This window comes from Bradyrhizobium sp. Pa8 (assembly GCF_052588265.1).
Map to the genome: position 1 here is coordinate 8468326 of NZ_CP176767.1, position 19856 is coordinate 8488181.

20 protein-coding genes are annotated in these 19856 nt (G+C 64.6%); 9 read left to right on the forward strand and 11 right to left on the reverse strand.

Features of this window, described 5'->3' with window-relative positions; all coding sequences use genetic code 11:
- Positions 1-160: 160 nt before the first annotated feature.
- Both ACKWRH_RS40150 and ACKWRH_RS40155 read right to left on the reverse strand, forming a co-directional pair.
- Positions 161-1837 carry a mucoidy inhibitor MuiA family protein gene (locus ACKWRH_RS40150; RefSeq protein ID WP_445218053.1) on the reverse strand — a complete coding sequence of 559 codons (1677 nt, stop codon included), beginning with the start codon at positions 1835-1837 and terminating at the stop codon, positions 161-163.
- Positions 1838-2015: 178 nt separating this feature from the next.
- Positions 2016-2630 (reverse strand): response regulator transcription factor, encoded by a 615-nt coding sequence (locus ACKWRH_RS40155; RefSeq protein ID WP_445218054.1) that lies wholly within the window; start codon positions 2628-2630, stop codon positions 2016-2018.
- Between the two features lie 202 nt (positions 2631-2832).
- On the opposite strand from ACKWRH_RS40155, the gene ACKWRH_RS40160 reads away from it, so the two are divergent.
- Positions 2833-3870 (forward strand): AraC family transcriptional regulator, encoded by a 1038-nt coding sequence (locus ACKWRH_RS40160; protein ID WP_445218055.1) that lies wholly within the window; start codon positions 2833-2835, stop codon positions 3868-3870.
- Between the two features lie 12 nt (positions 3871-3882).
- Here ACKWRH_RS40160 and ACKWRH_RS40165 read toward each other — a convergent pair whose 3' ends face one another.
- Positions 3883-4200 (reverse strand): antibiotic biosynthesis monooxygenase family protein, encoded by a 318-nt coding sequence (locus ACKWRH_RS40165; protein WP_445218056.1) that lies wholly within the window; start codon positions 4198-4200, stop codon positions 3883-3885.
- A gap of 103 nt (positions 4201-4303) precedes the next feature.
- Positions 4304-5515 carry an NnrS family protein gene (locus ACKWRH_RS40170; RefSeq protein ID WP_445218057.1) on the reverse strand — a complete coding sequence of 404 codons (1212 nt, stop codon included), beginning with the start codon at positions 5513-5515 and terminating at the stop codon, positions 4304-4306.
- A gap of 141 nt (positions 5516-5656) precedes the next feature.
- Between ACKWRH_RS40170 and ACKWRH_RS40175 the strand changes: the two genes are divergently transcribed.
- A complete protein-coding gene (locus ACKWRH_RS40175) occupies positions 5657-6367 on the forward strand; it encodes a Crp/Fnr family transcriptional regulator (RefSeq protein WP_445218058.1) in 711 nt (236 codons plus the stop codon).
- An 86-nt stretch (positions 6368-6453) separates the two neighbouring features.
- Here ACKWRH_RS40175 and ACKWRH_RS40180 read toward each other — a convergent pair whose 3' ends face one another.
- Both ACKWRH_RS40180 and hemN read right to left on the reverse strand, forming a co-directional pair.
- Entirely contained in the window at positions 6454-6651 is a 198-nt protein-coding gene (locus ACKWRH_RS40180) for a DUF1858 domain-containing protein (RefSeq protein WP_014492467.1), read from the reverse strand.
- Positions 6652-6765: 114 nt separating this feature from the next.
- Complete coding sequence (hemN, locus tag ACKWRH_RS40185) at positions 6766-8118, reverse strand: oxygen-independent coproporphyrinogen III oxidase (protein ID WP_445218059.1); 1353 nt, start codon at positions 8116-8118, stop codon at positions 6766-6768.
- A gap of 160 nt (positions 8119-8278) precedes the next feature.
- On the opposite strand from hemN, the gene ACKWRH_RS40190 reads away from it, so the two are divergent.
- The 3 genes from ACKWRH_RS40190 to ACKWRH_RS40200 all read left to right on the forward strand — a co-directional run bounded on the left by ACKWRH_RS40190 (position 8279) and on the right by ACKWRH_RS40200 (position 10752).
- Positions 8279-8485, forward strand: a complete 207-nt coding sequence (locus tag ACKWRH_RS40190) for a hypothetical protein (RefSeq protein ID WP_445218060.1) — start codon at positions 8279-8281, stop codon at positions 8483-8485.
- Between the two features lie 237 nt (positions 8486-8722).
- On the forward strand, positions 8723-9820 hold the full coding sequence (nirK, locus tag ACKWRH_RS40195; protein ID WP_445218061.1) for a copper-containing nitrite reductase: 1098 nt from the start codon (positions 8723-8725) through the stop codon (positions 9818-9820).
- A gap of 53 nt (positions 9821-9873) precedes the next feature.
- Entirely contained in the window at positions 9874-10752 is an 879-nt protein-coding gene (locus tag ACKWRH_RS40200) for an SUMF1/EgtB/PvdO family nonheme iron enzyme (RefSeq protein ID WP_445218062.1), read from the forward strand.
- 159 nt (positions 10753-10911) lie between these two features.
- Here ACKWRH_RS40200 and ACKWRH_RS40205 read toward each other — a convergent pair whose 3' ends face one another.
- Genes ACKWRH_RS40205 through ACKWRH_RS40215 form a run of 3 tightly spaced genes read right to left on the reverse strand, consistent with a single transcriptional unit; the run spans position 10912 to position 12944 of the window.
- Positions 10912-11547, reverse strand: a complete 636-nt coding sequence (locus tag ACKWRH_RS40205) for a GNAT family N-acetyltransferase (protein WP_445218063.1) — start codon at positions 11545-11547, stop codon at positions 10912-10914.
- 23 nt (positions 11548-11570) lie between these two features.
- Positions 11571-12221: a 3-oxoacid CoA-transferase subunit B gene (locus tag ACKWRH_RS40210; RefSeq protein WP_445218064.1), complete on the reverse strand. Its 651-nt coding sequence runs from the start codon at positions 12219-12221 to the stop codon at positions 11571-11573.
- Between the two features lie 15 nt (positions 12222-12236).
- A complete protein-coding gene (locus ACKWRH_RS40215) occupies positions 12237-12944 on the reverse strand; it encodes a CoA transferase subunit A (RefSeq protein ID WP_028151658.1) in 708 nt (235 codons plus the stop codon).
- Positions 12945-13216: 272 nt separating this feature from the next.
- On the opposite strand from ACKWRH_RS40215, the gene ACKWRH_RS40220 reads away from it, so the two are divergent.
- The 4 genes from ACKWRH_RS40220 (at position 13217) to ACKWRH_RS40235 (ending at position 18533) form a co-directional block, all read left to right on the forward strand.
- Positions 13217-15106 (forward strand): AsmA family protein, encoded by a 1890-nt coding sequence (locus ACKWRH_RS40220; protein ID WP_445222560.1) that lies wholly within the window; start codon positions 13217-13219, stop codon positions 15104-15106.
- Positions 15107-15314: 208 nt separating this feature from the next.
- On the forward strand, positions 15315-16700 hold the full coding sequence (locus ACKWRH_RS40225) for an ABC transporter substrate-binding protein (RefSeq protein WP_445218065.1): 1386 nt from the start codon (positions 15315-15317) through the stop codon (positions 16698-16700).
- 97 nt (positions 16701-16797) lie between these two features.
- Entirely contained in the window at positions 16798-17670 is an 873-nt protein-coding gene (locus ACKWRH_RS40230) for a carbohydrate ABC transporter permease (protein WP_445218066.1), read from the forward strand.
- Entirely contained in the window at positions 17667-18533 is an 867-nt protein-coding gene (locus ACKWRH_RS40235; protein ID WP_445218067.1) for a carbohydrate ABC transporter permease, read from the forward strand. The genes ACKWRH_RS40230 and ACKWRH_RS40235 overlap by 4 nt, the downstream gene beginning before the upstream one ends.
- Here the strand turns inward: ACKWRH_RS40235 and ACKWRH_RS40240 are convergent.
- Both ACKWRH_RS40240 and ACKWRH_RS40245 read right to left on the reverse strand, forming a co-directional pair.
- Positions 18530-19030, reverse strand: coding sequence for a DUF6622 family protein (locus tag ACKWRH_RS40240; RefSeq protein WP_445218068.1), 501 nt, complete (start codon positions 19028-19030; stop codon positions 18530-18532). The genes ACKWRH_RS40235 and ACKWRH_RS40240 overlap by 4 nt on opposite strands.
- Before the next feature lie 13 nt (positions 19031-19043).
- Complete coding sequence (locus ACKWRH_RS40245) at positions 19044-19856, reverse strand: ABC transporter permease (protein ID WP_445218069.1); 813 nt, start codon at positions 19854-19856, stop codon at positions 19044-19046.

Sequence of the window (19856 nt, forward strand, 5' to 3'; positions counted from 1 at the left end):
CGCTGGGTGGGTCGGGGTGAGGGGCCTCTCTCCACACACGAGATCGTCGAGAGACCTGTACCCATTCACCCGGATTGCATCTTCGATGCAATCCGACCTCTCCCCGCAGGCGGGGCGAGGTAAGAAAGACGGCGCCGCGCCTCGGTTCAAACCGCGCACATCAACCCGCCGGCACGATCACCATGCCCTTGTCCTTCGGCCAGCGGACGCGCCAGGCGAACTTGATCTCCTTGATCTCGCCGGGTTTTGCGTCGAACGCCCATTCCAGCACGCCGCGCTTGTCGCGCAGATTGGTGGTCGTGGGCGGCGTGGTCGAGGACAGCATCTCGACGCCAATATCCTCGTTCTCGCTGACCGGAAGTTGATCCTCGATCGCGATGCGGATCGGGAAGTCGTGCCCGTTGCGAACGACGGTGCGGAACGAACGCGTGTCGGTCTTGGAGGACGCGATCACGCCGGCCGTGCCTTCGTTCTGCCTGATGACGGTGCGCTCGATCTTGATCTTGTCGTCGGCGCCGAAGCCGAGCCGGATCGCGTCGTTCCGCGCGGCGGTCGAGAATTTGCTGCGACCGACGAACGTGCCGTCGCGGAAGATCGCGACCTTGCCGGGCAGCAGATTGGTATCCTCGGCAAGCTTGAATGACGCCTCGAGGTAAGCGGTGGGATCCACGACCGGGGCGGCGCGGATGGCGAGGTCGGGCGTCACCGTCATGGAGGAGATGAGCAGGCTCTTGGCGCCCTCATTGGCGCCGAGACTGACGCGGCCGCTGATCTGATACACGGCCTGGAAATCGCCGATCTCGGCGCTGGCCTGCTGCTCGTCCGCGCGCTCACGCAGCTCGGGCTCCGCCGCTTTCGCCATCGCCGGAGATTGCGCCTGCCGCGTCATCGGCTGCGCGGGCATCGCCATGTCCGACGCCGTGCCCATTGCCAGCGGCTTCGGCAGTTGCGGATACCTCACAACCAGCGAATTCAGCTCCGGCGCGCTGCCGCCGCGGCTGACGCGAACGGTGGAAACACCGAGGCTGACATTCGACCAGTCTTCGCCGGTCGACTGCGTCACCTCGGCGCGGCGAACCAGCTCGAGCTGCGGCTTGCGGTCCCTGGCACCGGTGTCGAGCCGGGCGTCATACAGCGGCAACCAGCGCGCATTGCGGACTGCATAAGTCACCCGCAACGTCGCCTTCGTCGCGGCGGCGGCGGCAACATCGATGCGAACCTCGAGCTTGCTCGGCGGCTTGGCCGAACGCTCCGCTTCAAGTTGCGCGAGCTGCCGATCGATCTCGCGCTGCTTTCGCGTCGCGTCGCGGATCGCGGTGTCGGCGGTCGCGATCTCCTCGGCGACCGCCGTAAAGGCCGCGCGCCATTCGGTGATCGGCCGAGCCTCGCCCTTCTCGCCAAGGCCGGCGGGAGAAGCCTCCGCAAAGTGCTGCGCGAATTTGCGCCGGGCGTTGGCCGCGTCGATATCGCCTTGCAGATCGGCCCGCTGATCCTTCAACGCTTCGATGCGCTTGTCGAGCTCGGGCAGATTCGCGGGTTGTGCCGCGCGCGGAGGCCGGGCGTCGATGGTCCCGATGGTGAGTTTTGCGCCGGCCTCGCCCTCGACCCGGAGGGAGGATGGATCGAGCGAGAGCGGAAAGTCCTTGGCAACCAGTGTGCTGTCGCCGGAGGCAAGGTCCAGCGCGATGACACGGGTGACGGTGGCGCCGTCGGGATAGACGGTGACGGTGTCGATGGCCGATGCGGCGTCCACATCGGCGGCCCATGACGGCGACGCGGCCGCCATGGTCACCAGAACCAGGCTCGTCGTTGCCAAACATCTTGCGGTGATGCGCATAAAGTCCCTCCTGCCGTTTCGCCGCGCCGCCAGCCGGACGCGTGCGATCAAATGCCTCGCCAACATGGTTGGACGCGGCGGCGAAGGAACTGGTTCGATTGGGGTTTCCGTGGGGCGCCGCCAAGGCGACGCCAAGGCCGCGGAACGTGTCGTGGTCCCGCGGCGCAGGCCGTTAAGCTTAAGTGGGCGACCCCTGGCCGAAGATGCGGCGGAGCAGATCGGTCACATTCCGCGCGCCGGCCTTCTTCAAAATGCCGGCACGATAGCCTTCGACCGTCCGCGCGCTCAGATGCATGCGACGGGCGATCTCCTTGTTGGTCAGGCCGGCTGCGAGATGCTCGAGCACGTCGCCTTCGCGTTCCGTCAAGGGCTCACAACCGGGCAACCAGCGTTGCCGGTTCGAACCGGGCTGCGCGAACTCGTCGATGGCGGCATCGATCCGGCCGACGACGTCGTGGGTGCGGAACGGCTTCTCGATGAAGTCGGCCGCGCCGCTCTTGATCGCGTCGACCGCCATGGCGATGCTGCCGTTCGCCGACGTCACCAGGACCGGCGCCATGCAGTTCTCCTCGCGCAGGCGCTTGAGCACATCGAGGGCGGAACGATCCGGCGGCATCTCCAGCAACACGCAGGCCGGCATCCGCGCCTTGGCTTCCGAGAGCAGCGACGCGCCGTCGGCAAAGCAGATCACGTCATAGGCGCTCTGTTGAAGCGCCATTGAAAGTTGTTCGCGGGAGGCCGCGTCAGTTTCAATGACGAATACCTCACCCTTGGAAAGCATGTTCCCCGGCATCATCCCGATCCAGCAATGTCTTGGTCAAATGGCCCGAGACGGCGGCGGGGCGTCGTCGCGCCGCGTCGTCATACGCACGGCATTTACGCCCGTGCTCCGGTTTCCCTTATGTATGTTCCATCCTGTTCCCGGATTTGACGGATCGGGACAGAAACTTTACATTTCGGGACATCTGCGGGAATGGCTGGCAGGAACGGGTCGCATGACCGACCTCATTCGCAGCGCAGGCTTGAGCTACTATCCGGATGTTGCCCGGTCGGTGGGACTCGACCCAAAGCAAATGATGCGCAAGGTCAGGCTGCCGCTGGCCGTACTCGACAAGCCCGATACGCCCATTGCCGTGACCAGCCTGCGCCGCCTGCTCGAATTGTCGGCAGAAGCGTCAGGTGCCGAAGATTTCGGCTTGCGGCTCGCCGAGCGCGGCGGTCTCACCAATTTCGGCGCGGTCGGCCTGATCGTACGTGAACAGGCAACCGTCGGCGAAGCGATCGAGGCGTTCTCGCGCTTCATCCATGTCCATCACGACGGCATGAAGCTGGACGTCACCCGCAACAAGCAGACCGTGACCGTCACGCTGCATCTGCGCGGCCGGCAGCCGACCGCGCCGCGCCAGTCGATCGACATGGCGCTCGGCAGCATCCACCGCATCATCCAGTCGCTGTTCAGCAGCGACTGGCGGCCGCTCGAGGTGCATCTGCACTATCCGCCGCCACCCGACCGCAAGCGCTACCGCGACTTCTTCGGTTGTCGCGTCACCTTCAATGCCGATGACGATGCGATCCTGTTGTCGGCGCATGACATGGAGCGGCGGATCCCGAGCGCGCATCCGCTGATCGCGAGCTATCTGCGCAAGCGGATCGAGGCGATCGAGACGCGGCCGGCAAGCTGGGAGGGGAAGGTCGACGAGGTGGTACGCATCCTGCTCGCAAGCGGCGACTGCACGGTCGAGCGCGTGGCCGAGCACCTCGCCTGCACCCGCCGCACCATCCATCGGCACCTTGCCGCATCAGGCACCAGCTTCTCGGCGATCCTCGACGCGCAGCGCGCCGATCTCGTGATCCAGCTGATCGACGACCCCGGCCGGCCGCTGGCCGATATCGCCACCCAGCTCGGCTTCTCCGCACAGAGCGCGATGGCGCGCTGGTTCCGCGGCCGCTTCGGCTGCACCATCACCGCATGGCGCAAGGGCGTCCGGCCGCTGGCCAAGCCCGTCGGCGTACCGTCGACCACCGCGGCCTAGCTCGCACTCAAATCAGGCGTGCTCGAAGGAGCCAACTTCGCGGATGACCTTGCAGATCTGCAAAAGGCCGCTGGCATAGAATTCGGCATGCCCGCGCTTCATGGCCTCGACATGTTCCGGATGAGTACGCCAAGCCTCGAGTGCCTCCTCCGAAGCAAAGCGAAACACGTTCAGCTCCTCGCCGTCGTCCGCCTTGAACGACTTGACCGACAGAAAACCTGGAAGGCCGCTGACAATGTTGTACATGCGCTCGCCCAGTCGATCATACTCCTCGAGTGCGACACCATCTCGTAGATTCAGGCCGCCAATTACAACGACTTCGCCGATCATTTTCGATCCAATTCTCAATCGCGTTTCCACGCCAAGCTAACAGCAGGCGCGCCTCGAATGATAGTTTCGGATCGATGACGGCGTTTGTTACGCCGAAAAAGATTTAGCGTGCCGGAGCGGGCACGCCCATGATGGCAAGCGCGCGCCGGGGGCTGCCGGCGAGCAGCGGGCCGAAGGCAATCGCAAAGCCGAGGAACGCGACGACCCAGCCGCAGGCGGCGATGTGCAGCAGGACATCGCCATGCGCAGGCAACACCACGGCAGCGACCCGCGCCAGCGCAGCGACGATGATCGCGACGTAGATGCCTTGCGTCGCGGGCGAGGCCGTCAACGCCTGTCCGGTATGGCCGAGGCTCGCACGCGTCATCACCGCGAGCGTCATGGTTCCGGCCGCACCAGCCATCCAGGCATGAATGCCCGCGCTCGGCGGCAGCGCGCCGAAGACAGCCAGGGCATGCAGCAGGAAGCCAAGCGGCACGAAGACGTACCCGACATGCAGGATCAGCAGCAGCTGCTCGCGCGTGGTGCGATCGCCGGCCCAGCGTGCAAGCCGAACCAGGTGCAGCATGCCGACCAGCGCCATCACCGCGCCGGTGACCGTGTTCAGAGGCGCCACGATCCATGCAACGAGCGCGAGCGCGCTCAATCCGATGATCGCGCCGTCGAAGCGTCCGAACGGCACCGGCAGGCGGCCGGGATTGAACTTGACCAGCCAGTTGCGGGTGAAGCTCGGGATGATGCGGCCGCCGATCAGCGAGATCAGCAGCACGACCACGCCGATGCCGACGCGGATGCTGACATCGGCCGCGCCCTCGAAGTGCGCTTCGAGATGGAAGGCGACGTTGCCGGCGAGCAGCACCAGCACGAGCACCACCACCGGCAGATTGCGCCAATTGCCGCCCGCGATGATTTCGCGCGTGGCCGCAGCAACGACCAATGCCAGGAAGGCGGCATCGACAACGAGTGCGAACGCCCAACCGATATCGGCGGACAGGGTCACGGCAAAACGTCCGGCCAGCCAGACGACCAGCAGCGCGCCCAGCGACGTCCCCTGGATCGGCAGCCGTCCGGTCCAGTTCGGGATCGCCGTGAACAGGAATCCCGTGATCACCGCCGGCAGGAAGCCATAGAGCATTTCGTGGACGTGCCAGTCGCGCGGCGCGAAGGCCGAACTGACCGACAATTCGCCGTAGAACATCGGCAGCCACGCCAGGATCGACAGCCCCGCCTGGATCGCGGCGAGCAGGAAAAACGGCCGGAAGCTGTTCGCAAACAGCGGCCAGCCCTCAAAGTTACGGGATCGGGCGCCAGCCATGGGGGCAACTCCTGTGAATTCGGACGGTCACTTGGATCGTCATTTGGAAAAATACTGCCGTCCGGCCGGCCCGTTTTGCGCTATCGCAAACTGCCTGACGAATACAGGTGCCATCACACTCCCTGATGCCAAGGAGGCAGAATGGCCAAGGTCGACACATCGCTGGTTGCGCATTTGCCGCTGTTTTCCGGCGTCAGGCCGGAGGACCTCGAGGAAATCCTGCGCGAGGCCCGCTCGGCGCGGTACCCCAGGAACACCGCCATTTTCGAACAGGGCGCCGACGCGCAATCGTTCTTCCTGCTGCTGCACGGCCACGTCCGCGCGGCCAAGACCACCCCGACCGGCGAGCAGATCGTGGTGCGCTACGTCGCCCCCGGCGAGACATTCGGGCTCGCGATGGCGATTGGAGCCGCGCACTATCCGGCGACTGCGATGGCGGTCGACGACAGCGTGGTGCTGATCTGGCCGAATTCGGCCTGGCCGCGGCTGATCGAGCGGTTTCCGGCGATTGCCGCCAACACGCTGCAAACCGTCGGCGCGCGGCTGCAGGAGAGCCACACCCGCATCCTGGAAATGTCGACCCAGCAGGTCGAGCAGCGCGTCGCGCATGCGCTGCTGCGGCTCGCAAAACAATCCGGCAAGAAGCTCGACCACGGCATCGAGATCGACTTCCCGATCAGCCGCCAGGACATCGCGCAGATGACCGGCACCACGCTGCATACCGTCAGCCGCATCCTCAGCGGCTGGGAGAGCCAGGGCCTCGTCGAGAGCGGCCGCCAGCGCATCATCCTGCGCGATCCGCACAAGATCGTCGTGCTGGCGGAACGTACGGCGGACGGCAATTCTGCGTAAGATAGGGGTAAGGGCGCTTCCGCTTACGGCGCAAGCCCGCCCTCACCCGGGAATCCGCACGCGACCCGCGCGAACCCCAACCCGCCTCACGCTGGCACGCATTCGCACAGCGCAGCGAGGAATTTGTCGCGATCGATGCCATGCTCGCGGCAGGCGTCTTCCACGGTATGGAAGGTCGCGATCGGACAGCCGACGCAAGCCATCCTGAAGGCGAGGAACACGCGGATCGTGTGCGGTGCCGCACGCATGATGTCATCGACCAGATCGTCGGATCGGAAGGGCATGGACAACTCCGTTCCGAAGTGACGATAGCGGGGTGGGTCCGAGCTTCTTTGTTGAAGCGCAAGCTGGGCTGTCATTCCGAGGCGCGCCTCTTGGCGCGAGCCCGGAATGACGGGCTACACCGCCCTGCTGTGCAACTGCTTCGCCGGATCCAGATGCGCGTCGAACGCCGCGGCGACGCTGCGGACCAGGAAGCGCGAGTCGCTTGCGACCGCGAGACGGTCGCCGTCGAGCCGGACGATGCCGTCCGAGATCAACGGCTTCAGGCGCGCGGCCGATTGCAGCATCGCTTCGGGTTCCGCGCCATGGCGCGCACAGATGTCGCCGAGATCGGCGCTGAACTCGCACATGATGCGCTCGATGATGTCGGCGCGGAGCCGGTCGTCGTCGGTGAGCCCGTAGCCCTTCGCGGTGGCGAGGCGGCCGGCGGCGATGCTCTGCGCGTAGGCGCCGATCTGCACCTGGTTCTGCACATAGCCCTGCGGCAGATGCCCGATCGCGCTCGCGCCGAAACCGAGCAGGACCTCGCCCTGGTCGGTGGTGTAGCCCTGAAAATTGCGCCGCAGCGTCCGTTCCTCGAAGGCCACGGCCATCGCATCGTCGGGGCGCGCGAAATGATCGAGCCCGATCTGCACGTAGCCGGCCTCCTTCAGCGCATTGGCGATCGCGCAGGCCTGGTCATGACGCGCAAGGCCGTCGGGCAGCACGGCCTCGTTGATCAAGCGCTGGTGCTTCTTGAAATCAGGCACGTGCGCATAGCCGAATACCGAGAAACGATCGGGCCCGAGCTCGAGGCTGCGCCGAACGGTGTCCAGGCAGGAGGCGACGGTCTGGTGCGGCAGCCCATAGATGAGGTCGAAGTTGATCCCGTTGATGCCGGCGCGATGCAGCCTATCGACGACGGAAGCCGTCTGCTCATAGCTCTGCACGCGATTGATCGCGCGCTGCACGACCGGATCGAAGCTCTGCACGCCCAGGCTGGCTCGGTTGACGCCCGAGAGCCGCATCGCCTCTACCATCTCTGATGTCAGCGTGCGCGGGTCGATCTCGACCGCGATCTCGGCCGAGGGCAGCACGAAGAACGAATGGCGCATCGCCGCCATCAACTCGGCAAAAGCCTCCGGCGCCATGATGGTCGGCGTGCCGCCGCCGAAATGGATGTGCTCGACCTTGATCCGGCGGCCGATGGTTTCAGACACCTGCGCGATCTCGCTGCGCAGGGTCCGCTGATAGGATGCGATGAGCCCGTCGCGGCGGACGATCTGGGTATGGCAGCCGCAATACCAGCACATCTCGCGACAGAACGGCACGTGCAGATAGAGTGACGCGCTGGCGCCTGCCGGGAGTCTGGCGAGCCATTCGGCATAAATATCCGGGCCGACCGCCGGCGAGAAATGCGGCGCGGTGGGATAGCTCGTGTAACGCGGCAATCTCTCTTCGCCGTAGCTCGCTGCGAGATCGGTCCTCATATCTTACCCATTCGTAAATCGATGCCGCGCGGTGGCGCGGCAAAATCCCGGATGGCATTGGATGACCCGTTTTCGGGCGGACCACCTTGCGCTCGCTCAAAGTCCGAGCGCCGGATCGAAGCCATGATGACGTTCAATCATGACTCACTGGAGATAGGCCATGGCGTCGCTCGCGCTCGATCTCGTTCTCTGGCTCACCGGCGTTCGCGGTCATATCCCGCGCTTCGACGATTTTCGTCCCGTTCCCGCGGTACCTTCTGCCGGCGCAGGTCATCTCGTGCGGGTGCTGGCGATCACCGCCGCCATCTTTGCCGCGCTGTCGCTCGCGATCTGGGGCACCGTCTGGATTGCAATCCAGCTTCTCTGATCGACCACCAAATATTTGCAATCGAGCGCATCTGAACATGCGAACGACTTGCCGCTGGCGCAACCGACGCGGCGCGACGTCGCGCCATTCGCATCGTCGATGCGAGCTTCGGCAAACCTCCTAAGGATTTTACCGGAGGCGAATTCGGCAAAAGCTTGTCGCAGCGCAAACACTCTTGCCGTAACAGGCGCAGACTGCATCCGCCATCAAAACCCTTTCAGATGAAGGATGCTTCCGATGTTCACCCGCAGAGCCGCATTGATCAGCGCCGCCGCGACCGCCCTGATGCTCGCGACACCCACGTTCGCCGCCGGCGATCTCAAGCTGCCGCGGCAGAAGGTCGACCTGGTCGCCCCGCCCTTCGTGCACGCGCACGAGCAGGCCACGACGCAGTCGCCCAAGATCGTCGAGTTCAAGCTCAACATCGAGGAGAAGAAAGTCGTCATCGACGACAAGGGCACCACGTTCCAGGCCATGACCTTCAACGGCTCGATGCCGGGCCCGCTGATGGTCGTGCATGAAGGCGACTATGTCGAGGTGACGCTGGTCAATCCCGCGACCAACACCATGCCGCACAACATCGACTTCCACTCCGCGACCGGCGCGCTCGGCGGCGCCGAACTCACGCTGGTCAATCCCGGCGAGCAGGTCGTGCTGCGCTGGAAGGCAACGCGGACCGGCGTGTTTGTTTATCACTGCGCCCCGGGCGGCCCGATGATCCCCTGGCATGTCGTCTCCGGCATGAACGGCGCGGTGATGGTGCTGCCGCGCGACGGACTGAACGACGGCAAGGGCCACGCGCTGAAATACGACAAGGTCTACTATGTCGGCGAACAGGACATGTATGTGCCGCGCGACGAGAAGGGCAACTTCAAGTCCTATGATTCGCCGGGCGAAGCCTTCACCGAGACCGAGGAGGTGATGAAGAAGCTGATCCCCACGCACGTAGTGTTCAACGGCAAGGTTGGTGCGCTCACCGGCAAGAACGCGCTGACGGCCAAGGTCGGCGAGAACGTGCTGATCGTGCATTCGCAGGCCAATCGCGACAGCCGTCCGCATCTGATCGGCGGCCATGGCGATTATGTCTGGGAGACCGGCAAATTCTCCAACGCGCCGGAGACGGGGCTCGAGACCTGGTTCATCCGCGGCGGCTCCGCGGGAGCTGCGCTCTACAAATTCCTGCAGCCCGGCATCTACGCCTATGTCACGCATAATCTGATCGAGGCTGCCGACCTCGGCGCCACCGCGCACTTCAAGGTCGAAGGCAAGTGGAACGACGATCTGATGACTCAAGTGAAGGCGCCCGCGGAGATACCGGCTCCCAACACCAACTAGACGCGACAGGGGGCCGGTCATCACCGGCCCCTTCTTCCTTTCGGGGGACGACCATGCTGATCGCATTCAAGCTGAAACTGCTGCTCGCCTGCGCCGCCGGGCTCGCAGGGCCGATCGCGGTGGCACCGCTGGTCTCGGACATGGCGGTCCATGGCACGGCGACGGAGCCTGCCATCGTCAGGGTCGCGCCGGGCGGTCTCTCCTATCGCGAGGCTGGCGATTTCACCCGCGCGGGGCTGCAGGCCGAAGTGCCGCTGCGCGCGATGCGCTTCAACCGGCCGCTGCACATCATGCGGCACCAGGTCTCGTCATCCGACTATCAGCTTTGCGTGCAGGATAGCGCGTGCCGCGCACTCGATCGCGGCGTCGCGATTGCGTCTGATCGTCCCGCGGTCCAGGTGAGCTGGCACGATGCGCAGGCCTATGCGGGCTGGCTGTCGCGCAAGACCGGCCGCACCTATCGCCTGCCGAGCGACGCGGAATGGGCTTTTGCGGCCGGCTCCCGGTTCAGGGACGACGGCGCGCCTGTAGACGCAGACGATCCTTCAAAGCGCTGGATCAGCCGTTACGAGCGTGAATCCGAGCGCGACCTCTCCGACACGATGGCCTATCCGTTCGGCAAGTTCGGCCGCAACGAGCATGGAATCGAAGATCTCGCCGGCAATGTCTGGGAATGGACCTCGACCTGCTTCGTGCGCTCGCGGATCGACACAGCCGGCAATGCCGGCCGCCCCACCGTGAATTGCGGCGTGCGCGTCGCCGAGGGTGCGCACCGCGCCTACGTCACCGACTTCATCCGCGACGCCCGCGCCGGTGGCTGCGCACAAGGCGTGCCGCCCGCCAATCTCGGCTTCCGCCTGGTGCGCGAGGAGCCGTCATGGGTCGCAAGCGTGTCGGCGCGGTGGGGCAAGGTGTGGGCGGCGAGGTCGTGATCGCGTGGCCCGCACGCACTTGCCACACCCTCAGTGTCATCGCCCGACTTGATCGGGCGATCCAGTATTCCGAGACGGCAGCGATAGAACCAAGAAGCCGCAGCTGGATGCCCCGCCATCGCGGGGCATGACAGTGTCAAATGCGGAGACCAAGTGTGCTCACATCGTTCGCGCAAACATGCGAAATCCGGGCGCGCCGATGATCGCCTCGAACGCGGGATCGCGCTTCTCTTCGGCGAAGACAAATCCTGCCTTGGCGTAGGCGCGTTCGGCCGGCTGATTGCCGATCAGGAACGATATCGTCGCGCGGGTAAATCCGGCCGCTCGTCCCTTATCCAGTGCGTGCGCAAGCAACGCCTGCACGAGGCCGCGACCGCCATAGGCGGGATCGGTCGCGACGTGCTCGATCATCCAGTCGCCCTCGCCGCCCTGAACCCAGCAGGCGCGCGTGTAGGTGCCGCGGCGCCGGATGGCTTCCAGCTCCGACGCGGCGAGCCCGGTCGCGGCACCGACCTCCTCGATGGCACGCCAGGCCGCAGGTCCCGTGCCGGCCGCCGGCAGTGCGCACAACGCGGCAGCAGGCTTGCCATCGATCTCGGCGATCAGGAATTGCGAGACGTGCCACATCGACACCGCGTGTGCGGTCGTGATGCGCGCGATGAAATCGCGGCATTGTGCCTGGGGCCAGCCGAGCGCGACGTCGAACCAGCCGCGCGGCCGGTAGCCGCGCTGCGACGACAGGATGGTTTGTGCGATGAAATCAGCGTCTTCGGGACGCGCAGACCGTATCGTCATGCGCGCCCCCTTTAGCGACGACCTTACGTGTTCGTCAGCGCGACGCGGAATTCGGCTTCGGTCTTGGCCTTGACCTCGTCGAGCGAGACGCCGTCGGCGAGCTCGATCAGGGCCATGCCGCCGTCGCCATGCTTGTCGATGGTGAAGACGGCGAGATCGGTGACGACCATGTCGACCACGCGCTCGCCGGTCAGCGGAAGATTGCACTTCTTCAGCAGCTTCGAGCCGTCCTTGGCCGAATGCTCCATCACGACGACGACGCGCTTGACGCCGGCGACGAGATCCATCGCGCCGCCCATGCCCTTGACCATCTTGCCGGGGATCATCCAGTTGGCGAGATCGCCGTTCTGGGCCACTTGCATGGCGCCGAGGATCGACAGGTCCATGTGGCCGCCGCGGATCATTCCGAAGGAATCCGCGCTCGAGAAATACGAGGTCGAGGGCAGCTCGCTCACGGTCTGCTTGCCGGCGTTGATGAGGTCGGCATCCACCTCGTCCTCATAGGGGAACGGGCCCATGCCGAGCATGCCGTTCTCGCTCTGGAGGCTGACATCGACGCCATCGGGGATGAAGTTCGAGACCAGCGTCGGGATGCCGATGCCGAGATTGACGTAGTAGCCGTCACGCAGTTCCTTCGCGGCGCGCGCAGCCATCTGTTCACGGGTCCAGGCCATCTTAGTCTCCTGATCTCAAGCTGCCGTGCGCGGGCGGGTGTTACGGAATTCGATGCGCTTCTTGGCCGTACCGACCTCGACGATGCGCTTCACGAAGATGCCGGGCGTGTGGATGTGGTCGGGATTGAGTTCACCGGCCGGAACCAGATGCTCGACCTCGGCGACCGTGATCTTGGCGGCGGTCGCCATCATCGGATTAAAGTTGCGCGCGGTCTTGCGGTAGATGAGGTTGCCGGCGGTGTCGCCCTTCCAGGCGTGGACGATGGCGAGGTCGGCGAACAGGCCGCGCTCCATCAGGTACTTCTCGCCGTCGAACTCCTTCACTTCCTTGCCTTCGGCGATCAGCGTGCCGACGCCGGTCTTGGTGTAGAAGGCCGGGATACCGGCGCCGCCGGCGCGGATACGCTCGGCCAGCGTGCCCTGCGGATTGAATTCGAGTTCCAGCTCGCCGGCCAGGAATTGCTGGGCGAACAGCTTGTTCTCGCCGACATAGGACGAGATCATCTTCTTGATCTGGCGGGTTTCGAGCAGGCGGCTGAGGCCGATGCCGTCGACGCCGGCATTGTTGGAGACGACCGTCAGGCCCTTGACGCCGGATTCGCGGATCGCGTCCGACAGCTCCTCGGCGATGCCGCAGAGGCCGAAGCCGCCCGACATGATCATCATGTTGTCTTTCAGAACGCCTTCGAGAGCCGACTTGGCGTCGGGATAGACCTTGTTCATGCAAATAACCTTCGGGTGAACCTTCGGCTGGCAGGCGTCGCGCCTCATTGGCGGCGATTATTAGGCGAAATCCTCCAAAGCCGTCAATGATACGGGGTTCTCCGTTCCGCCCTCCGGTGATAGAAGCTGCCCGCGCCGTGGGCAGAACCGTCCGCGGCCTTGAAAGCGACAAGAAAACCCATCAAGTTGCGGGGGTTGGGCGTGGGCACGGAGGTTTCCCGGTCCGCCCTTCTGGCTCCAGCGACCAACCCGATCAGGACACGCCATTGACCATGGCCCAAGGAATGAAGCGCCTCGGGACGCCGATCGCGGCGCTGCTCGGCCTCGCGCTGATCGCCCTGATCGCGACCTCCTGGCTCATCAACCGCGACGAGCTGCGCAAGGCGGTGGAAACGCAGATCCGCGACGTCACCGGGCTCGAGCTCAGCGTGGCAGGCAGCATCGACATTTCGGTGCTGCCGGCGAGCTACATTTCCTTCCATGACGTCGGCCTGAAGGGCGGCGGCACCAGCGATCCCGCGCTCCATGTCGACGTGCTCACCGCCAATCTCCGGCTGCTGCCGCTGCTGCTGCAGCGGTTCGAGATCGCCGACCTGACCCTGCTGCGGCCGCGCATCCATGTCAGCCTGAAGCAGGACGGCGAAAGCAACTGGACGCCCTTCATCCAGACCATTGCGCGCACCATGAAGCCGGGCGCCGAGAACCAGGTGTCGTTCTCCGAGATCAGGATCCAGGACGGTTTGCTCAATTACGAGGACGCCACCACCCACGCCGCCGAGAAGTTCGAGGACATCGACCTGTCGCTGGCCTGGCCCTCGATCTCGCGGTCCTTCGCCGCGACCGGACAATTCGACTGGCGCGGCGAGCGCGTCGACGGCTCGATCAGCTTCGCCGATTTCGTCGCCGCCCTCTCCGGCGACCGCTCCGGGCTGAAAGCGCGGATCGCCAGCGCCCCGCTCAAGCTCGCCTTCGACGGCAGCGTCGCCAACCGCACCAGCCCGATGATGGAAGGCACGCTCACCATCGACAGCCCGTCCTTGCGCAACGCGCTGCGCTGGACCGGTCAGCCGCAGCCCGGCAGCGGCGGCTTCGGCCGCTTCGCGCTGAAGGCGCGCGCCAATGTCGTCGGCGCCTCGATCGCGCTCACCAACGTCAATGTCGAGCTCGACGGCAACACCGCCGAGGGCGTGATGACCTACGCCAATAACGGCCGGCAGACGCTGCAAGCGACGCTTGCCGCCGACGCGCTGGACTTCACACCTTATATTTCGACGTTCCGCCTGCTCGCCAGCGGTGCCCGCGACTGGAACAGGCAGCTGTTCGATCTCAACGGGCTTTCGACCACCGACCTCGACATGCGCCTGTCGGCAGCCAGGCTGACAGTCGGGTCGTCGAAGCTCGGCCGCACCGCGATCGGCGCCAACTTGCGCAACGGCACGCTGGCGCTCTCGGTCGGCGAAGCTCAGGTCTATGGCGGCATCGCCAAGGGTTCGTTCGGGATCGCGCGCTCCGACACCGTCGCCGACGTCAAGGCGCAATTCCAGTTCACCGATGTCGATCTTCAGGCCTGCGCCTCCGAATTGTTCGGCCTCAACAAGCTGTCCGGCCGCGGCAACATCAACGTCTCGCTGCTGGCCTCCGGCTCCAGCCCGTTCGGCCTCGTGCAGTCGCTCGACGGCACTGCCACCGTGACCGGGCACGACGGTGCGATCTCGGGCTTCAACGCCGAGCAGCTCCTGAAGCGGCTGGAGCGGCGGCCGCTGTCGGGTGGCGGCAATTTCCGCAACGGCTCGACCCCTTATGACAATCTCACCATCGCGGTGAAATTCTCCGATGGGATCGCCACCGCCGAGGACATCCGCATCGAAGGGCCGGCTGCGAAGATCACGCTGACGGGCACCGCCTCGGTGCCGACGCGCGAATACGACATGAAGGGCGTGGCGAGCCTCAATACGACGTCCGGCTTTCAATTGCCCTTCATGGTGCAGGGTCCCTGGGACGATCCCCTGATCTTCCCCGACCCCGAAAGCCTGATCCGCCAGTCGCCTGCGGCGTCCCCCTTCCTGGACCTCCTGAAGCGGCGGATCACCGGCGAGAAGCACCCTGCGCCGGCAGATTCGCCGACGGCCGAGAACACCAAGGAAAACGCGAAGTCCAATTGAGGACGGCGATCGTCCGGCGCTGCCGGACCATCGCGAATTGATCCGGCCGAATTGATGCGGCGATTGGATCGATGCGCGGATTAAGCATCTCCGCTGGCCCGACACCCCACGACCTATGTCTGACAAGATGCCGCTAGATCGGCTGACGGCCATGCGCTAGTGTTTTATACGACCGGTTAAAAACACCGGCCGTTTGAGGGAGAAAAACGTGAGATCCAAGGTTATTGGCGCAGTTTCATTGGCGGTCGCTGCGGTTGGGCTTTTTGCGGCCACTGCACCCGCCTTTGCGCAACAGAAAACGATCACGGTCTGGTGGGGCAAGGGCTTCTATCGGTCCGAAGACGACGCGCTGATCGAGACGATCAAGAAGTTCGAAGCCAAGACCGGCATCAAGGTCGAATTGTCGCAGTACGCGATCCAGGACATGATTCCGAAGACGGTGGCCGCGCTCGATGCCGGCACCGTGCCCGATGTCGCCTATTCCGATTCCTACGACGTGCAGGCGCAGGGCAAGTGGGCCTATGAGGGCAAGCTCGAGGACCTCACGGACGTCATGGAGCCGATCAAGGGCCGGTTCGTGCAGAACACGCTGGACGCGTCGATCCTCTATAACGACGTCACCAAGAAGAAGGCCTATTACGGCTTCCCGCTGAAGCAGCAGAGCATGCATGTCGAGATCTGGAACGACATGCTGGAGAAGGCCGGCTTCAAGCTGAGCGACATCCCGACCGACTGGGCGGGCTACTGGACGTTCTGGTGCGACAAGGTTCAGCCGGGTATCCGTAAGGCCACCGGCCAGCGCATCTACGGCGTCGGCCAGCCGATGGGCGTGGAATCCACCGACGCCTTCCAGTCGTTCTACACCTTCATGGACGCCTACCACGTCAAGCTGGTCGACGACGATGGCAAGCTCCTGGTCGACGATCCCAAGGTGCGCGAGAACCTGATCAGCGCGCTGAAGGATTACACCGACACCTATATCAAGGGCTGCACGCCGCCCTCCTCCACAACCTGGAAGGACCCCGACAACAACGTCGCCTTCCACAACAAGACCATCGTGATGACCCACAACTTCACGATCTCGATCGCGGCGAAGTGGTTCGAGGACTCGCAGAACCAGGCTCTGACCCAGGAGCAGCGCGACGCCGGCAAGAAGGCCTATGAGCAGGACATCGTCACGGCGTCCTTCCCGAAGGCGCCCGACGGTTCGACCATCCGCTACCGCTCCGATGTCAAGACCGGGCTGGTGTTCACCGCGGCCAAGAACAAGGCCGAGGCCAAGCAGTTCATCAGCTTCCTGCTCCAGGAAGAGAACGTTCGTCCCTATATCGAGGGCGCTCTCGGCCGCTGGTTCCCGGTGACGAAGGAAAGCCAGGCCAGCCCGTTCTGGCAGGCCGACAAGCACCGCAAGGCGGTCTACGCCCAGTTCACCGGCGGCACCGCCGCGTTCGACTTCACCAAGAACTGGAAGTTCACGATCCTCAACAACGAGAACGTCTGGGCCAAGGCGATGAACCGGGTCGTCAGCGAAAAGGTCCCGGTCGACAAGGCCGTCGACGAGCTGATCGCCCGCATCAAGCAGGTTGCAGGCTAAGTTTTCTTTCTTCCTCTCCTCGCTGGCGCGGGGAGAGGCGAAACGCTAATACCGGCCGCCTCGTGCGGCCGGAAGTCCTTTCAAAGAGTCCTGAAGAATGGCGATTACGCTCTCTGGCGATCAGTCGATGCCCGCCCCACCCTTGTCGTCGCGGCTGACGCCGGCGCAGGTCTGGGGCATCGTGCTGCTCGCGCCCTATCTGCTCGTCTTCCTCGCCTTCGTCGTCTATCCCGTCTGCTACGGGCTGTGGCTGGCGCGGGCCCCGTCGAATTATGTCGCGCTGTATCACGATCCGATCTTCGCGCGCGCCGCGGTCAACACGTTGATCTTCCTGGTCATCGGCATCAACATCAAGATGCTGATCGCGCTGTTCCTGTCCGGCTTCTTCGCGCAACAACGCACCTGGATCAAATGGCTCTCGGTGATCTTCATCCTGCCCTGGGCGGTGCCGTCGATCCCGACCATCCTGTCGGTGCGCTTCATGCTCAATCCCGAATGGGGCGTGATCAACCACCTCATCTTCTCCTTCACCGGCGATGACGGCCCGAACTGGCTGAACGACCCGACGGTGGCGCTGAGCATGGCGATCGGCGTGCACATCTGGAAGTCACTGCCGTTCTGGACGCTGATCCTGATCACGGGACGCCTTGCGATCGCGCACGATCTGTTCGAGGCCGCCGAGGTCGATGGCGCGAGCTGGTGGCAGAAATTCCGCTACATCACCTGGCCGTCGATGCAGACGCTCTACGTCACTTGCACGCTGCTCTCGATGATCTGGACGCTCGGCGATTTCAACAGCGTCTATCTGCTCACCGGCGGTGGCCCGGCTGACCTCACGCACGTGCTGGCGACGCTGGGTATCCGCTATCTCCGGCTCGACCAGCTCTCGCTCGCGATGGCCTCCATCGTCTGCGCGATGCCGTTCGTCCTGCCGCTCGTGTACTTTATGATGAAACGGTTGTCGCGATGAAGCTTCCCGGCGTAAGCGAATTTTCCTGGCGCGACGTCGCGACCGAAGCGCGGCTGCTGCTGATCGGAATTCCCGTCTTCCTGTGGACGATGATTCCGATCTACCACATGTTCCTGTTCGCGATCTCCCCCAAGGAGGACGCGTTCTCGGGCAAGCTGTGGCCGGATCATCCGACGCTCCACAACTTCGAGATCGTGTTCAAGCAGCAGCACTACTTCCTGCGCGACTTCTATGTGCAGTTCTGGAATTCGCTGGTGATCGCGGCCGCCGTCGGCGCGCTGACGCTGTTCATCGCCACCGCCGCGGCATTCTCTATCTCGCGGCTGAAGGTGCCGGGCGGCCGCACCGTGTTGAACCTCGCGCTCTTCACCTATTTCATCCCCGCCGCGTTCCTGGCCGTGCCGATGTACCGCACCATGGGCAATTACGGCCTGCTCAACAATCACTGGTCGCTGATCCTGGCCATGGTGACGATCGCGAGCCCCTACGCGATCTGGGTGCTCAAGCAGGCCTCCGACAAGCTGCCGGTCGAGCTGGATGAAGCCGCGGTGATGGACGGCGCCACGACGCTCCAGATCTTCCGCCTGGTCTACCTGCCGCTGATGATGCCCTCGCTGGTCGCGATCGGCACCTATGCGGTGCTGCTCGCCTGGAACGAATATCTCTACGCGTTCCTGCTTCTGTCCAACGACCGCGAGATCACCCTCCCCGTCGCGCTCGGCAACTTCCTCGCTGCCGACGATTCGCCCTGGGAGCTGTTGATGACCACCGGCTTCATTTACGCGCTGCCGCCGGCCGCGGTCTATTACGCCTTCCGCCGCTACATGGTGGGCGGGCTCACGGCAGGCGCGGTGAAGTCCTAAGCGTCCTTCGCGCGCTTCCTGCGGTAGGCCAGCAACAGTGCGATCGTCGAGCCGATGAAGTAGCCGGCGATCGCCCCCGAGATGGCGCGGCCGACGACGATCGCCAGCGCGCGGTCGCCCGCATCGATCGCCGAGATCACGCCGACCGCATATTGCGAGGCGAAGACAATCAGGTTGCGGACAAGACCAAATGGACTGCCCGGGCGGATGATCTGCCCGGTCATGTGATCGACGTCGAACGGGCGAGGCGTCAGCACGCCAAGAGGCAGCAGCACCAGCGCGGCTGCGATCCATGCGACCAGCGGCCAGACGCTGTCTTGGTGGCCGAAGCCGATCCGCGACACCCCCCAGACGATGAATACGACCGGCACGATCAGCGCGCGCCAGATCGGCGTCCTGCGCGGACGCATCGCTTGAACGCCCTGCCACAACAGAAAGGCGAGCAGCATCCAGACCCAGACCGGCGTGTGGATCAGGATCTGGTAGGCGAATGTCATGATTGCTCCGAGCCTACAGCGGCGCCGCGCTCTCGCCCTGCGAGCTCGAGAGTTTCGAGGCAAGCGAGGCGATGATGATGACCACTGCAATCAGGGCGATCACCAGCGTGCAGATCGCGTTGATCTCGGGCTTCACGCCGAGCCGCACCTCCGAGTAGATCCGGATCGGCAGCGTCGCCGAGCCGGGGCCGGTGGTGAAACTCGCGATCACGAGATCGTCGAGCGACAGCGTGAAGGCCAGCATCCAGCCCGCCACGATCGCGGGCGCGATCAGCGGCAGCGTCACGGCGACGAACGCGCGAACCGGGTTGCAGCCGAGGTCCATCGCTGCCTCCTCCAGCGAACGGTCGAGCGAGCCGAGGCGGGACTGCACGACCACCGCGACGAAGCACATCGTCAGCGTGGTATGCGCGATCGTCACCGTCCAGAAGCCGCGCTCGGCGTTGAGCGCGACGAACAGCAGCAGCAGCGACAGACCGGTGATCACCTCGGGCATGACCAGCGGCGCATAGAGCATGCCGGAGAACAGCGTGCGGCCGCGGAACCGCTCACCACGCGACAGCGCCACGGCGGCAAGTGTGCCGAGCAGCGTAGCAATGGTCGCGGAGGAGACCGCGACCCGCAGGCTCATCCAGGCCGCCTCGATCATGGCGCGGTCGTTGAAGAACTCATGGTACCAGCGCAGCGACCAGCCGCCCCACACCGTCACCAGCCGCGATGCATTGAAGGAATAGATGACGAGAATGAGGATCGGCAGATAAAGGAATGCCAGCCCCAGCGCGAGCGAGGCGATGTTGAAGCGGGACAGGCGGGAGAGCTTGCGCAT

Bases quoted from the DNA above. Each gene is read 5' to 3' on its own strand.
- ACKWRH_RS40235 (WP_445218067.1), top strand. From the start codon at position 17,667: ATGAAGCTTCCCGGCGTAAGCGAATTTTCCTGGCGCGACGTCGCGACC.
- ACKWRH_RS40240 (WP_445218068.1), bottom strand. From the start codon at position 19,030: ATGACATTCGCCTACCAGATCCTGATCCACACGCCGGTCTGGGTCTGG.
- ACKWRH_RS40190 (WP_445218060.1), top strand. From the start codon at position 8,279: ATGGCGTCGCTCGCGCTCGATCTCGTTCTCTGGCTCACCGGCGTTCGC.
- ACKWRH_RS40155 (WP_445218054.1), bottom strand. From the start codon at position 2,630: ATGCCGGGGAACATGCTTTCCAAGGGTGAGGTATTCGTCATTGAAACT.
- ACKWRH_RS40150 (WP_445218053.1), bottom strand. From the start codon at position 1,837: ATGCGCATCACCGCAAGATGTTTGGCAACGACGAGCCTGGTTCTGGTG.
- ACKWRH_RS40220 (WP_445222560.1), top strand. From the start codon at position 13,217: ATGGCCCAAGGAATGAAGCGCCTCGGGACGCCGATCGCGGCGCTGCTC.
- ACKWRH_RS40170 (WP_445218057.1), bottom strand. From the start codon at position 5,515: ATGGCTGGCGCCCGATCCCGTAACTTTGAGGGCTGGCCGCTGTTTGCG.
- ACKWRH_RS40215 (WP_028151658.1), bottom strand. From the start codon at position 12,944: ATGAACAAGGTCTATCCCGACGCCAAGTCGGCTCTCGAAGGCGTTCTG.
- ACKWRH_RS40165 (WP_445218056.1), bottom strand. From the start codon at position 4,200: ATGATCGGCGAAGTCGTTGTAATTGGCGGCCTGAATCTACGAGATGGT.
- ACKWRH_RS40175 (WP_445218058.1), top strand. From the start codon at position 5,657: ATGGCCAAGGTCGACACATCGCTGGTTGCGCATTTGCCGCTGTTTTCC.
- hemN (WP_445218059.1), bottom strand. From the start codon at position 8,118: ATGAGGACCGATCTCGCAGCGAGCTACGGCGAAGAGAGATTGCCGCGT.
- ACKWRH_RS40160 (WP_445218055.1), top strand. From the start codon at position 2,833: ATGACCGACCTCATTCGCAGCGCAGGCTTGAGCTACTATCCGGATGTT.
- ACKWRH_RS40180 (WP_014492467.1), bottom strand. From the start codon at position 6,651: ATGCCCTTCCGATCCGACGATCTGGTCGATGACATCATGCGTGCGGCA.
- ACKWRH_RS40245 (WP_445218069.1), bottom strand. From the start codon at position 19,856: ATGCGCAAGCTCTCCCGCCTGTCCCGCTTCAACATCGCCTCGCTCGCG.
- ACKWRH_RS40200 (WP_445218062.1), top strand. From the start codon at position 9,874: ATGCTGATCGCATTCAAGCTGAAACTGCTGCTCGCCTGCGCCGCCGGG.
- ACKWRH_RS40205 (WP_445218063.1), bottom strand. From the start codon at position 11,547: ATGACGATACGGTCTGCGCGTCCCGAAGACGCTGATTTCATCGCACAA.
- ACKWRH_RS40210 (WP_445218064.1), bottom strand. From the start codon at position 12,221: ATGGCCTGGACCCGTGAACAGATGGCTGCGCGCGCCGCGAAGGAACTG.
- nirK (WP_445218061.1), top strand. From the start codon at position 8,723: ATGTTCACCCGCAGAGCCGCATTGATCAGCGCCGCCGCGACCGCCCTG.
- ACKWRH_RS40230 (WP_445218066.1), top strand. From the start codon at position 16,798: ATGGCGATTACGCTCTCTGGCGATCAGTCGATGCCCGCCCCACCCTTG.